Consider the following 13,103-nt stretch of genomic DNA (forward strand, 5'->3'; position numbering starts at 1 on the left):
GCTCTCCGGATCCCGCCGGGCTCTCCGGATCCCGCCGGGCTCTCCGGACCCCTCCGGTCCCGCCGGGCTCTCCGGATCCCGCCGGACCCCTCCGGTCCCGCCGGGCTCTCCGGATCCCGCCGGGCTCTCCGGATCCCGCCGGACCTCGCCGGGCTCTCCGGACCTTCCGGATCCTCCAGACCCGCCGGGCTCACCGGACCCGCCGGGCTCTCGGGACCCCGCCGGACCCCGCCGGACCCCGCCGGACCCCGCCGGGCTCTCCGGACCCGGCGCGCACCGCATCCGCCCGGTGAGGGCTGCTCAGGTGCGTTCCCGGGCCTGCCTGAAGCGGGTGAGTCCCGCCGCGAGACCGACGATGGGATCCGGGTAGTCGAGCGCAGCCCGGTCCGCCTCCGGCAGCTTCCACGGCTCGTGCACGACGGGCGCCGCCAGCTTCTCGAGCTCCGGCAGCCAGCGCCGCACATACGCCCCGTCGGGGTCGTAGCGCTTCGCCTGGGTGACGGGGTTGAGGACCCGGTTGGGCCGCGAGTCGGTGCCGGTCCCCGCCATCCACTGCCAGTTGAGCTGGTTGTTCGCCACGTCCCCGTCGACCAGCAGGTCCAGGAAGTGCCGGGCGCCGACGCGCCAGTCGACGTACAGCGTCTTGGTGAGGAAGCTCGCGGTCAGCAGCCGGCCCCGGTTGTGCATCCACCCCTCGTGGCGCAGCTGCCGCATCGCCGCGTCCACCACCGGGTAGCCGGTCCGGCCCTCCCGCCACGCGTCCACGTCGGCGCGTGCCGTCCGCTCCGAACGCCAGCGGTCGCGTTTGGTGCGGTAGTCGGTGCTCGCGGCGTCGGGCCGGGCCGCCAGCACCTGACGGTGGAAGTCGCGCCAGGCCAGTTGCCGCACGAACGCCTCGGCTCCCGGACCGCCCGCACGACGCGCCCGGTGGACGAGTTCCACCGGGGACAGGGTGCCGAAGTGCAGATGGGGCGAGAACCGGGAGGTCGCGTCACCGGCCAGGTCGTCGTGCCGGTCCTCGTAGGCGTCGATGCCGTGACGCAGCCATGAGGCGACCCGCTCCCGGCCCTCCCGTTCGCCTCCCGCGGCCAGTCCCGGAGACAGTCCGCGCACCCCCTCGCGGGCCGGCAGGTCCTCCGAGCCGACGCCGTCCGGGACCCGTACGGTCCTGGGCGCGTCGAGCGGCTCGCGCAGCCGCCACTGCGACCAGTGCCGGAAGTACGGCGTGAAGACGGCGAAGTGGTCAGACGAGCCGGGGGTCACCGCCCCGGGATCGACGGCGGTCGTCACCGCGTCGTGCACATGGAGCCGTACGCCGTCCGCCTCCAGGGCGCGCCGCAGCCGTTCCTCGCGGTGGCGCGCGTGCGTGCTCCCGTCGGCGGCCAGGTGGACCTCGTCCGCCTCCGCCTCGCCCGCCACCCGGCACACCTGCTCCACCAGGTCGCCCGAGCGCAGGACGAGCCGGCCGCCGCGCTCGCGCAGCCCCGCGTCGAGGTCGCGAAGACAGTCGGCGAGGAACGCCAGCCGGTTCGGCACGGCGAATCCGGCGGCGTCCACCGCCCGGTCGCGCACGAACAGCGGGACCACCTGCCGCGCCCCTTCCAGGGCCGCGCACAGGGGCGGGTGGTCGTGCAGACGCAGATCCGCGGTGAACAGGACGAGCGAGACGTTCATGGACGGGCTCCGGGGAGAGGTGCAGAACAGGGCGCGGGAGGGGCGGTTGGGGCGGGAGACGGACGGTGGGAGGGGCCCCGGTGACTGCGGGCTGGTGGCAGGGGGGACCGCGGACCGTGACCTCGGGGGCGTCCGGGCCGCTGTCCGTCCGGTCAGCTCGACGAGGCCCGTTCCCGTGGGCGGTCCGCCGCTCCCGCCGAGGCCGCCCGGGCGATGTTGCGGGCCATGCCGCCGAACACCAGGGCGTGGAACGGGGAGACGCTCCACCAGTAGGCGTGGCCGAGCAGTCCGTGGGGATGGAACAGCGCCCGCTGGCGGAAGCGGGTGCGGCCGTCCGCGTCGGTCTCCGCGCGCAGCTCCAGCCAGGCCAGGCCCGGCAGCCGCATCTCGGCCCGCAGCCGGAGCAGACGGCCGGGTTCGATCGCCTCCACGCGCCAGAAGTCCAGCGAGTCGCCCACCCGCAGCCGGGCCGCGTCCCGGCGGCCGCGGCGCAGCCCCACCCCGCCGGCCATCCGGTCGAGACGGCCGCGCACGGCCCAGGCGAGGGGGAAGGAGTACCAGCCGTTGTCGCCGCCGATGCCCTCGATCACCCGCCACAGGGAAGCGCGCGGGGCGTCGACGGGCAGTTCGCGGACGTCGCTGTAGAGGCTGCCGCCGGCCCAGCCGGGGTCGGTGGGCAGCGGGTCGCTGGGGGCGCCCGGGACGGACGCGGAGGACCACCGGGTGGCGACCCGCGCGTCCCGCACCCTGCGCAGGGCGAGCCGGACCGCCTCGTCGAAGCCGAGCGGGTGGCCGGGCGGGTCCGGCACGTAGCGGGCGAGGTCGCGCTCGCGGCAGACCACCTCGTGCCGCAGCGACTCGGTGAGCGGCCGGGCGATCGAGGCCGGTACGGGAGTCACCAGGCCGACCCAGTGGCTGGACAGCCCGGGGGTGAGCATCGGCACCGACAGGATGAGCCTGCGGGGCAGTTCGGCGACGGCGGCGTAGCGGATCATCATCTCGCGGTACGTGAGGACCTCCGGGCCGCCGATGTCGAAGGCCCGGCTGACGTCGTCCGGCATCCCGGCCGAGCCGACGAGGGCGCGCAGCACGTCGCGGACGGCGACGGGCTGGATCCGGGTGTGCACCCAGCTCGGCGTGACCATCACCGGCAGCCGCTCGGTCAGGTAGCGCAGCATCTCGAAGGAGGCCGAGCCCGAGCCGATCACGACCGCGGCCCGCAGCACGGTGGTGGGGACGCCCGATTCCAGCAGGATGTGCCCCACCTCGGCGCGTGAGCGCAAGTGCGGCGAGAGCTCCCGCTCGGGCACGCCGGCCGGTGTGAGGCCGCCGAGATAGACGATGCGGCGCACTCCCGCCGCGCGCGCCTGTTCACCGAAGATCCGCGCCGCCCGCCGGTCGGTCGCCTCGAAGTCCTCTCCGGTCCCCAGCGCGTGCACCAGGTAGTACGCGACGTCGACGCCGCGCAGGGCCGCCCCGACCGACGCGGCGTCCGTGACGTCCCCGCGTACGGTCTCGACGTCGCCGGCCCACGGGTGGTCGCGCAGCCGGTCGGGGGAGCGGGCCACGCAGCGCACCCGGTGGCCCGCGGCCAGCAGTTCCGGGACGAGCCGGCCGCCGACGTATCCCGTGGCGCCGGTCACCAGGCAGAGCGTTCCGGTGCCGCGGCCGTCTCCGGTCATGAGCCTCGCTCCTTCGCGTGGATGGCCCCCTCGCAGATCGCTTCCACGCGGGGCGGGCCCGCGGATGCGGCAGGGGCTTGTGCGCACGAACGAGTGATCGCGGACGGCGACTACGCTGACCTCGTGGCCACAGCGAACGACCGTGAGGGGCGGGTGCCGGGACAGCCGTCCGAGGCGTCCGAGGCGCCGACCGACCTGCATGCCTTCGCCGTTCGGCTGCGGCGGATGAACGGCGAGATCAACCGGCTGGTGCACGGCTTCGCGGGCGATCAGGGGCTGCACGCGACGGACGTCCAGGCACTCGCGGCGATCCTGGACGCCGACGAGCCGATGACTCCGAAGCGGCTGCGCGAGCATCTGGGGCTCACCTCCGGCGCCGTCACCGCGTGCGTGGACCGGCTCGAGCGTGCGGGACACATCCGCCGGGTCCGCGAGAACGCGGACCGCAGGGTGGTCCACCTGTACTACGCGGCCGACGCCCGGTCGGTGGCCCGCACCTACTTCCGGCCGCTGGCCGAGGCCACCCGGGCCGCACGCTCCCGTTTCACCGAGGAGGAGCTGTCGGTGGTGCTGCGCTTCCTGACCGCGATGGGCGAGGAACTGTCCGGGATCACCCCGCCGGGACGCTGAGACGGATGGCGGCCCGGCGCATCCGGGGGCCGGCCGCGGGCAGAAGGACGGGCAACGTCTACGATCACTCGAGCGCTAACTTACTCAATCATTGAGATTGTTTGTTGTTGAGATACCTGTGCTCGTCGACCCCGGCACCGACGTTTCGACGAGCCGACATGTCGATGTGTCCACGTGCCCGTAAGTCCGTGCCCGGGCGCGGCCGGGTCCGTACCCATCGCCGTCCCGAACTGGAGAACGATGTCCACCACCTCCCGACGCACCACGCCCCGGCGCGCCCGCTGGCGCGTCCCGGTCCTGCTCGTCGTCGTATGGCTTGGCGTCGGCGGCACCCTCGGCCCCTACGCCGGGCGGCTCGGCGAGGTCGCCACCAACGACCAGGCCGCCTTCCTGCCGCGCAGCGCCGAGTCCACCGAGGTCGTCGCCGCGCAACGCGCCTTCCGGCAGGACGAGACGCTCCCGGCGATCGTCGTCTGGACGGCGGGCGGCAGAAGCGCAGCCGACGGCCCCGCAGACGGGGCAGGCGTCAGGGACCGGCTGGACGCCGCCGGCCGCGCGCTCGTCTCCCTCGCCGACGACGAGGGGGTGTCCGGGGAGGTGTCGCCCGCGCTGCTCTCCGACGACGGGAAGGCCATCGAAGGCGTGGTGCCGCTGCGACCCGACCTCGGTGACCGACTCGCCCCCACCCTCGACAAGATCCGCGCCGCCGCCGAACGCGTCCCCGGCACGACGGTCCGGCTGGCCGGGCCTGCCGCGAGCCGGGCGGACCTGTCCGACGCCTTCGCCGGCATCGACGGACTGCTGCTCGCCGTCGCCCTGGCGACCGTCCTCGTCATCCTGCTGCTCGTGTACCGCAGCGTGCTGCTCCCGCTGGTGATCATCCTCGGCGCGGTCTTCGCCCTCGGTCTCGCCTGCGCGGTCGTGTACGCGCTCGCCGACCACGACGTGGTGCGTGTCGACGGGCAGGTCCAGGGCATCCTCTCCATCCTCGTGATCGGCGCGGCCACCGACTACGCCCTGCTGCTCACCGCCCGCTACCGGGAGGAACTCGTCGCGCGCACCGACCGGTTCGCCGCCATGACGGCGGCGCTGCGCAAGTCCTGGGGCGCGGTGACGGCCAGCGCCGCGACCGTCGCCCTGGGGCTGCTCGCCCTGCTGATCAGCGACCTCACCAACAACCGCGCCCTCGGACCGGTCGGCGCCGTCGGTATCGGCTGCGCCGTGCTGAGCACACTGACCTTCCTGCCCGCCGTCCTCGTCCTTCTCGGCAGGGCCGCGTACTGGCCCGCCCGCGTGACGTCGGGGAGCACGGGGCACGGCGTCTGGCAGCGCGTCGCCGGCCTCGTCGACCGGGCGCCGCGCCGCGTCTGGGCCGTGACCCTCGCGGTCCTGCTGGCGGGGGCCGCCTTCGCCCCCACGCTCGCCTCGAAGGGCGTGCCCCTCGACGAGATCTTCGTGAACGACGCCCCCTCCGTCGCCGCGCAGGAGACCCTCGCCCGGCACTTCCCGGGAGGCTCAGGCAATCCCACCGTGGTCGTCGCGGACGCCGACCGGCTGACGGAGGTCCTCGCCGCGTCCCGCGCGACGAGGGGCGTAGCCTCGGCGGCCGCCGTCACCGCGTCCGGTCGTCCCGGCGGCGAGCCCCTGGTGGCCGGTGGGCGGGTGCGGGTCGACGTCACCCTCGCCTCCGCCGCCGACGGCGACGCGGCCCTGCGGACGGTGGCGCGTCTGCGCACCTCCCTGCACGCCGTTCCCGGCGCGGACGCCCTCGTGGGCGGCTACACGGCCCAGCGGTACGACACCCTGCGCACCGCCGAACGCGACCGCACCCTCATCGTCCCCGTCGTCCTCGCCATCATCTTCTTCATCCTCACCGTTCTGCTGCGCTCGCTGCTGATGCCCGCCCTGCTGGTGGCCACGGTGGCGCTGAACTTCCTCGCCACCCTGGGCGTCTCGGGCCTCGTGTTCCGGCACGTGTTCGGCTTCAGCGGCACCGACCCCTCCGTGCCCCTGTACGGCTTCGTGTTCCTGGTGGCGCTGGGCGTCGACTACAACATCTTCCTCATGTCCCGGGTGCGTGAGGAGTCCCTGCGGCACGGCGTGCGTGAGGGGGTCCGGCGGGGTCTGGTCACCACCGGCGGGGTCATCACCTCGGCCGGTGTGGTGCTCGCCGCCACCTTCGCCGCGCTCGGGGTGATCCCGCTGGCCTTCCTCGCCCAGATCGCCTTCATCGTCGCTTTCGGCGTCCTGCTCGACACCCTCGTCGTGCGCTCGCTGCTCGTGCCCGCACTGGTGCGCGACATCGGCGCCCGCGCCTGGTGGCCGGGACGGCTCAGCCGCGGCCGTGACACGGCGGATGACGACCCGTCGGGACGTTTCTGAAGGGTTGTCGGACATGTCGGGGGCGATCCTGGGAAGCCGCAGTACGGAGAAGCTGTCCGTTCCGTACCGGGAGGTGCTGCCGCTATGAGCGCGAAGGTCTTGGAGCGTTTCCCCGCAGGATCCCCGCGAGGGTCGTGGCCGGCGGAGGAGTACGCGGCGCGGCGGCGGGCCGAGGGGGAGCCCGCGACCGTGGTCATGGACCTGAAGTCGGATGCCTTCCTCGTCGTGGTCCCTGTGGGCGACGAGGACTGAACCGCCGCGGGCGGGCGGGCTCGGAGCGGGACCGGTCTTCGGCGGCCGGTCCCTTTCCGGCTCCCGCCCGCCGTCGGCCGGTGCGGGCGCGCGGTGAGCCGGTCCGCGCGCACGACCCGCCAGACTCGGCCCCGTACCGGCGCGGTTGAAGGGGTCCGACCGTCACGCCCATGGGAAAGCCGGTGGTCCGCGATACGAGACCGGTCGGATTTGCCTTGACTGCCGTCGCGGACGGCTGCCACGATCAATGACATGCAGATGCGACTGGACCTCACGCGGCGACGCCATGTCGACCTCGCGCGCGTCTCCAGTGCCTCCTGTTGCGCCGCGGCCTGATCCCCTTCTCGCGATCCGCCGCGCTTTTCCTTCTTCCCGGCTTCCCGGCCGAATTCATCACGGCCGCCCACTTCATGGCGTCCGCAAGCCCCTCGGCGGCCTGTGCGCGCCACGAACGCGACGTGCCCGGGAACATTCCGCTCCAGGAATTCCGCATGTCCGCCGCGGTCGTGGGCTTCGCCTGCTCCGGGACCGGGTGGTTCCGGGAGCACGCCCTGCCCCGGGTGTGCGACGGAAGTGGCGAACCGCCCGAATCCGCCCGGTACTTCTGACCACCTCCAACCGGGGCGCCCGGCTAAGCCGGGTCGCCCCGCGCTCCTTCGAAAGAGGATTCATGGCCACCGTCCTGTCCGTCTCCGGCAGTCCTTCCGTCTCCTCCCGCACCGGCCGTCTGCTGCGCCACCTCGACCAGCGGCTCGCCGCCCAGGGGCACGAGGTGATCCCGCTCGACGTCCGTACGATCCCCGCCGAGGCGCTGCTCGGCGCGGACTTCCGTCACCCGGCCATCGTCGAGGCGACCGAGCTGGTGGCGCGCGCCGACGGCGTCGTCGTGGGCACCCCGGTCTACAAGGCGTCATACTCCGGTGTCCTCAAGGCGCTCCTCGACCTGCTCCCGCAGTACGCGCTGACCGGCAAGACGGTCCTGCCCCTGGCCACGGGCGGCTCCACCGCTCACGTCCTGGCCATCGACTACGCGCTGCGTCCCGTGCTCAACTCCATGGGCGCGGCCCATGTCGTGCAGGGCTGGTTCACCCTCGACAAGGACATCACCGCCCACGAGGACGGATCCATCACCATCGCCCCGGCCGCCACCGAGGCGCTCACCCAGGTCGTCGACCAGTTCTCGGCCGCGCTCGGGCGGACGCCGTACCTGGCCGCGGCGAGCTGAGCGCACGATGCCGTCGCGGGCTGCCGGGGCCTTCCGTGCGCGCGCCACGACATCGCGGAATTCCATGAGCGGTTCAATCGAATATTCAATTGGCGAACATTCAACTGGCTTTCCCCGGTGGGTTGTCCGTGTCGAATTCTTCCCGGTTCGTCATTAGCATGGTCCGTATGAATACGACACCGGAATTCTATGTGGTGAGGGAGGGCGACTCGCTCTCCAAAATCGCGGTCAAGTTCCATGTGACACTGGCCCAGATCACGAAGTGGAACCCTCAGATCAAGAATCCGAACGTGATCCACGTGGGCCAGCGGGTCCGCGTGACGGAGCCGGCCACCGTGCCGGCCGCCGACGACGAGCCCTTCCCCGGCAAGGACTTCTTCCAGTCGTCCGTGAGCAGCCCGATCATCGAGGTCATGGGCTGGCGCCTCGTCGAGGAGGGCTGCTCGGCCTATCCCGACGAGCCGGATCTCCAGTGGAGCGAGGACGATCGCAGGTCCTACGCCAAGTGGCAGCGCAAGCTCGGCTTCACGGGCGGCGACGCGGACGGCACCCCGGGGCGGCAGTCCTGGGAGCGGCTCCACGTACCCGCCCTCCACATGAGCGAATAGCCCGCCCCGTCGGCGACGGAGATCGGCGATGGACAACTCCGCGGCGGTCGATGAGGACCTCTCGGCCCGTACGCGCCGAGGGCGCGCGGTGAAGCCGCGCACCCGACCGCCGCGCTCGCCCTGGCGGGCACGGGCCACGGCCCGTCTCGCCGCTCTCGAAGCGCAGTTGAAACGCCAGGAGGCAAGGCCTCGCCCCGACGGCCGCAAGGCCCTCCTCGAGGGAATGCGAGGCCATCTCGAAAAGGCCCGTGCTGCTGCGGACGAGAGATTCGGATGGCGGCGGCCCTGGTCGGGCGCGACCGCCCGCGAGGGCGTCTGGGCCAATCTGCGCGACGCCGACGTGCTCCTGCTCCAGCTGGTGTCCGACGCGGAGGCCGCGGGCCGCGCCGGCGAGGTCCTGGCACTGGTCCGGCGCCATCTGGACAAGGACAACCCCCAGCGCGTCAGGCTCGCCCAGCGGATCGGGCACATCGTCTCCGTGGGCCCGACGCCGAGCGACCGGGCGCTCATGGTCCGGGCGCTCGACGGCGCGTACGAGAACCTGGACGCCGAACTGGCCCGGGTCCGCAGCCTGCGCAACATCCTGTGGACCGCCACCTTCGTGGTCCTTCTCGGTGTGACGGGCCTCGCCCTCTACGGCTGGTTCTTCCCGAGTTCGCTGAGTCTGTGCTTCACGCCCAAAGCCGGCCCCGACGACACGCAGGTGATGGACGTCGTGTGCCCCAGCAAGGACTACCCGACCGCGATGAAGGGCAGGTCCGCCGGCAGCCACGCCCTGCCGAGGGACATCCTCACGGTCGAGATCGCCGGGCTGGCCGGCGCGGCCCTCACCGTCATCGCCTCACTGCGGCGCATACGGGGCACCAGCGCCCCCTACATGCTGCCCCTGGCCTCGGCGGTGCTGAAGTTCCCCACCGGCGCCCTCTCGGCCTTCCTCGGCGTACTGCTGATCAGGGGTGCCTTCGTCCCCGGGCTCAGCGACCTGGACAGCAGAGCGCAGGTCCTCGCCTGGGCCGCGGTCTTCGGCGCCGCGCAGCACCTGGTCACCCGCCTGGTCGACGAACGCGCACAGATGACCCTGTCGGAAGTGGGCCGGCCGACCGGCGCGGGCGCCGACCCCGAGACCGCCGCGCTCGGCGCGAGCGGCGGCGACGAGCAGCCCGGGACAGCCGGGGCGCCGGCCGCGGACAGCGACGGCGAAGGGCGCCGCGAACCGGCCGGGACGTCACCCGGCCAGCGCGCCGAGGTGCGCGGCGCGTGACTCCCGTGTCTGGGCCTGGACCATGAGGAACAGGGCTTCCCTCGCGAGACGTTGGGCCCTGCCGGTCAGCAGCATGGAGCGGCCGCCTCCGGTCACCACCGCCGCCGTGGTGGCGGCCTGCATCACCCCGTGGGCCCGGGTCCTCAGGGCCAGGCGCTCCGAAAGGTGTTCCTGGGGTCCCGCACGGTCGGCCAGGGCGTAGGCCCGGGCGCGGACGGCCGTGAGACGGGCGCGCAGCGGGGCCGCCGTGTTCTCGTCCAGCAGGGTGAGGGCCGTCTCCGTGATGCCGAATACCGCCGGGTTGGCGTCGACGGTCTTCGCGCGGTCCGTGGCCGCCCACTGCGCGTAGGGGATGCGCAGCACGACCGCCTCCTCCGGCAGCCACAGGCCGTCCAGCTCGAGCGACACCGTACGGGTCGCGGTGAGGGCGGCGAGGCGCATCGGGGCCGACGCCCGCAGACCCGGCTGCTCCCGCGCCTCGGCGAAGGCGAACAGGGCCTCGTCCGAGTCCGTGACCCCGGCGAGGAGCATCACGTCGTTCAGGCCCCACCCCGTGTACCAGGGGACCGTGCCGTCGAAGCGCCGGCCGCCCCGCTCCCGGGAGACCCGGACGGGGAGACGCGGGTGAGCCCGCAGATGCGCGTACGCCACCCCGGAGAGCAGCTCGCCCGAGGCCAGCCGGCCCAGCAGGCGTTCGCGCGCCGGGCCCTCGCTCCTGGCCAGCGTGCCCACCGGTGTGTGGTGCTGTGTCTGCACGAACCAGGTCGAGCAGCACGCCCCGGCCAGGATCTCCGCCGTCTCGCGCGTCACCGCGGCGGGCGCCGCGGCCCCGCCCCACTCCTTCGGCGCGTTCAGCCCGAGCAGACCCGAGCGCCTGATCTCCGCGAGGTGGCCCGCGGGGACCTCCCCCTGGTCGACGCGTTCGGCGTGCGGGGCGAGGAGGTCGTCCGCGAGGCGGCGGGCGCGGGCGACGAGGGGGTGCGCGGCGGTCATGGGCAGGATTCTTCCGCTTCCGTGGCGCGGGGTGTCGATCCGGAGGGCCGCCGTTCGTGTAGGAGGTGACAGAACGGCACGACGACCCGGAGGACGTCATGAAGCACTACCTGCCGGCTCCTCGCCGAGCTGATGCCGGACGAGCCCGAGGTCACCGGCCTGCTGGCGCTGATGCTGCTCGTCCGGTCCCGCCGGGCCGCGCGGGAGGACGCCGACGGCACGCTCGTCCCGCTGCCCGAGCAGGACCGCGGCCGATGGGACCGGGAACTGGTCGCGGAAGGACAGTCACTCGTCCGTGCCTGTCTGCGCCGCGGCCGGCCCGGGCCGTACCAGATCCAGGCCGCGATCCAGGCCGTCCACAGCGACGCCCCGACCGCCGCGGACACCGACTGGCGGCAGATCCTGCGGCTGTACGACCAGCTCATGGCCCTCGCCCCGAGTCCGGTCGTGGCGCTGAACCGGGCGGTCGCCGTGGCGCAGACCCAGGGGCCGGCCCGGGCCCTCGACCTCGTGGACGCGCTGGACCTCGGCGGCTACCACGTCTGGCACGCGGTACGCGCGGACCTGCTGCGCCGTCTGGACCGGGTCACCGAAGCCCGGCATGCCTACGACGAGGCTCTGGCGCTGAGCCGGAGCCCGGCGGAACGGGCCTTCCTCGACCGGCGCGGACGCGCTCTGGCAACGGACGCCGACGAATAGTCGTCGTTCCGGGAATGTATTTTGGCGGACGAAAGGTTGGTATATACATCGAGCTGACCGCTCGCACCGAGAACCCAGGGCCGCGAGGCCCGTGCACCCCAGCGAGGCACCGTGACCACCGCCGCCACTCCCGAGCAGCCCGCCGACGTCGTAGCCCGGCTGCGTGCCGCCTTCCGCACCGGACGCACCAAGCCCGTCGCCTGGCGCACACAGCAGCTGCGCCACCTGCGCGCGCTGCTCACGGAGCAGGGCGCCGAACTGGCCGACGCGCTCCACGCCGACCTGGGCAAGAGCTCCGCCGAGGCCTACCGGACCGAGATCGACTTCACGGTCCGGGAGATAGACCACACCCTCGAGCACCTGGACGCGTGGCTGCGCCCCGAGCCGGCCCCGGTCCCTGCCCATCTGGGGGCCGACGCGAGCGCCTGGACGCAGTACGACCCGCTCGGCGTCGTCCTCGTCATCGCGCCCTGGAACTACCCCGCCCAGCTGCTGCTCGCCCCGCTGGTCGGCGCCCTCGCCGCCGGCAACGCGGTCGTCGTGAAGCCCAGCGAGCTCGCCCCCGCCACCTCCGCGGCGCTGGCCCGCCTGCTGCCGGCGCGTCTCGACACCGACGCGGTCGCCGTCGTCGAGGGCGGGGTGCCGGAGACCACCGCGCTGCTGGCCGAGCGCTTCGACCACATCTTCTACACCGGCAACGGCGCCGTCGGCCGCATCGTCCTGCGCGCCGCCGCCGAGCACCTCACTCCCGTCACCCTCGAACTCGGCGGCAAGTCCCCGGCGTTCGTCGACCGCGACGCCGATCTCACCGTCGTCGCGGACCGGTTGGCGCGCGGCAAGTTCCTCAACGCCGGCCAGACCTGCGTCGCCCCCGACTACGTCCTCACCGACCCGGAGACGGCCGCGGCCCTCGAACCCCTGCTGGCCCACGCGGTCGAGACGCTCTACGGCACCGACCCGCAGAGCTCCGCCGCCTACAGCCGTATCGTCAACGAACGTCACTTCGACCGGCTCACCGGTCTGCTCGACTCCGGCCGGATCGTGGTCGGCGGCGGCGCCGACCGCACGGACAAGTACCTCGCGCCCACCGTGCTCGCCGACGTCGACCCCGGCTCGCCCGTCATGCGGGAGGAGATCTTCGGCCCGATCCTGCCGATCGTCACCGTGGACGGCCTGGACGAGGCGATCGCCTTCATCAACGACCGGGACAAGCCCCTCGCCTTGTACGTCTTCACCGAGTCCGACGGCACCCGCGCCCGCATCGCCGCGCAGACGTCCTCCGGCGGCCTCGGGTTCGGCCTCCCGCTCGCCCATCTCACCGTCTCCGACCTGCCGTTCGGCGGGGTGGGCGAGAGCGGCATGGGCAGCTACCACGGGCGCTACTCCATCGAGACGTTCAGCCACCGCAAGGCGGTCCTGGAGAAGCCGCTGCACTGAGCGGCGCGGGATGCGAGCGGTCGGCGCAGCGGGCGAAAACGGACGGGAGCGGACGGGAGTGGGCGGAAGTAGCCCGCCAAGCGGCAACCAGAGAACGGGTATTAGTCCGGAACGGTACGGTCCGTAGTCCGAAACGGCCAATTCCGGCGGCCTTTCGAACCGGGCATGCACGAAACGGCGGCGCCGCACGCCGTGGGGGCAGAAGGTGTGACCGATGCCTTCCGGGGTCCATGGGCCCCGCACCGCCAGCGGAAGGACCG

Annotated in this window: 11 protein-coding genes and 1 pseudogene; 9 read left to right on the forward strand and 3 right to left on the reverse strand. The window is 73.2% G+C overall.

Going from position 1 to position 13,103, the window contains the following annotated elements; all coding sequences use genetic code 11:
- Window positions 1–300: 300 nt before the first annotated feature.
- Both OHS71_RS37510 and OHS71_RS37515 read right to left on the reverse strand, forming a co-directional pair.
- Window positions 301–1,674, reverse strand: a complete 1,374-nt coding sequence (locus OHS71_RS37510) for a cryptochrome/photolyase family protein (protein WP_328483778.1) — start codon at window positions 1,672–1,674, stop codon at window positions 301–303.
- Between the two features lie 152 nt (window positions 1,675–1,826).
- On the reverse strand, window positions 1,827–3,356 hold the full coding sequence (locus OHS71_RS37515; RefSeq protein WP_328483779.1) for an SDR family oxidoreductase: 1,530 nt from the start codon (window positions 3,354–3,356) through the stop codon (window positions 1,827–1,829).
- Window positions 3,357–3,479: 123 nt separating this feature from the next.
- Between OHS71_RS37515 and OHS71_RS37520 the strand changes: the two genes are divergently transcribed.
- From OHS71_RS37520 to OHS71_RS37545, 7 genes are all read left to right on the forward strand, one after another.
- Window positions 3,480–3,986, forward strand: coding sequence for a MarR family winged helix-turn-helix transcriptional regulator (locus OHS71_RS37520; protein WP_398152346.1), 507 nt, complete (start codon window positions 3,480–3,482; stop codon window positions 3,984–3,986).
- Between the two features lie 240 nt (window positions 3,987–4,226).
- Window positions 4,227–6,368, forward strand: a complete 2,142-nt coding sequence (locus OHS71_RS37525; protein WP_328483780.1) for an MMPL family transporter — start codon at window positions 4,227–4,229, stop codon at window positions 6,366–6,368.
- Between the two features lie 84 nt (window positions 6,369–6,452).
- The gene (locus OHS71_RS37530; protein ID WP_328483781.1) at window positions 6,453–6,620 is read left to right on the forward strand and encodes a hypothetical protein; all 168 of its coding nucleotides are present in this window, start codon (window positions 6,453–6,455) and stop codon (window positions 6,618–6,620) included.
- A 258-nt stretch (window positions 6,621–6,878) separates the two neighbouring features.
- Complete coding sequence (locus OHS71_RS41445) at window positions 6,879–6,956, forward strand: putative leader peptide (RefSeq protein WP_350786652.1); 78 nt, start codon at window positions 6,879–6,881, stop codon at window positions 6,954–6,956.
- A gap of 334 nt (window positions 6,957–7,290) precedes the next feature.
- Window positions 7,291–7,845: an NADPH-dependent FMN reductase gene (gene ssuE / locus OHS71_RS37535; protein ID WP_328483782.1), complete on the forward strand. Its 555-nt coding sequence runs from the start codon at window positions 7,291–7,293 to the stop codon at window positions 7,843–7,845.
- A 167-nt stretch (window positions 7,846–8,012) separates the two neighbouring features.
- Window positions 8,013–8,453, forward strand: coding sequence for a peptidoglycan-binding protein (locus tag OHS71_RS37540; protein WP_328483783.1), 441 nt, complete (start codon window positions 8,013–8,015; stop codon window positions 8,451–8,453).
- A gap of 28 nt (window positions 8,454–8,481) precedes the next feature.
- Window positions 8,482–9,714 carry a hypothetical protein gene (locus tag OHS71_RS37545; RefSeq protein ID WP_328483784.1) on the forward strand — a complete coding sequence of 411 codons (1,233 nt, stop codon included), beginning with the start codon at window positions 8,482–8,484 and terminating at the stop codon, window positions 9,712–9,714.
- Here OHS71_RS37545 and OHS71_RS37550 read toward each other — a convergent pair.
- Window positions 9,679–10,707, reverse strand: a complete 1,029-nt coding sequence (locus OHS71_RS37550; RefSeq protein ID WP_328483785.1) for an acyl-CoA dehydrogenase family protein — start codon at window positions 10,705–10,707, stop codon at window positions 9,679–9,681. The genes OHS71_RS37545 and OHS71_RS37550 overlap by 36 nt on opposite strands.
- Before the next feature lie 114 nt (window positions 10,708–10,821).
- Between OHS71_RS37550 and OHS71_RS37555 the strand changes: the two are divergent.
- A pseudogene (locus tag OHS71_RS37555) lies at window positions 10,822–11,406 on the forward strand (RNA polymerase sigma factor); the annotation flags it as partial.
- Between the two features lie 111 nt (window positions 11,407–11,517).
- Window positions 11,518–12,843, forward strand: coding sequence for an aldehyde dehydrogenase family protein (locus tag OHS71_RS37560; protein WP_328483786.1), 1,326 nt, complete (start codon window positions 11,518–11,520; stop codon window positions 12,841–12,843).
- Window positions 12,844–13,103 lie beyond the last annotated feature (260 nt).

Origin of the sequence: Streptomyces sp. NBC_00377, from assembly GCF_036075115.1 — a bacterium.
Taxonomy (GTDB): Bacteria; Actinomycetota; Actinomycetes; order Streptomycetales; family Streptomycetaceae; genus Streptomyces.

Bases quoted from the DNA above. Each gene is read 5' to 3' on its own strand.
- OHS71_RS37540 (WP_328483783.1), top strand. From the start codon at position 8,013: ATGAATACGACACCGGAATTCTATGTGGTGAGGGAGGGCGACTCGCTC.
- OHS71_RS37550 (WP_328483785.1), bottom strand. From the start codon at position 10,707: ATGACCGCCGCGCACCCCCTCGTCGCCCGCGCCCGCCGCCTCGCGGAC.
- OHS71_RS41445 (WP_350786652.1), top strand. From the start codon at position 6,879: ATGCGACTGGACCTCACGCGGCGACGCCATGTCGACCTCGCGCGCGTC.
- OHS71_RS37530 (WP_328483781.1), top strand. From the start codon at position 6,453: ATGAGCGCGAAGGTCTTGGAGCGTTTCCCCGCAGGATCCCCGCGAGGG.
- OHS71_RS37515 (WP_328483779.1), bottom strand. From the start codon at position 3,356: ATGACCGGAGACGGCCGCGGCACCGGAACGCTCTGCCTGGTGACCGGC.
- OHS71_RS37525 (WP_328483780.1), top strand. From the start codon at position 4,227: ATGTCCACCACCTCCCGACGCACCACGCCCCGGCGCGCCCGCTGGCGC.
- OHS71_RS37510 (WP_328483778.1), bottom strand. From the start codon at position 1,674: ATGAACGTCTCGCTCGTCCTGTTCACCGCGGATCTGCGTCTGCACGAC.
- OHS71_RS37545 (WP_328483784.1), top strand. From the start codon at position 8,482: ATGGACAACTCCGCGGCGGTCGATGAGGACCTCTCGGCCCGTACGCGC.
- ssuE (WP_328483782.1), top strand. From the start codon at position 7,291: ATGGCCACCGTCCTGTCCGTCTCCGGCAGTCCTTCCGTCTCCTCCCGC.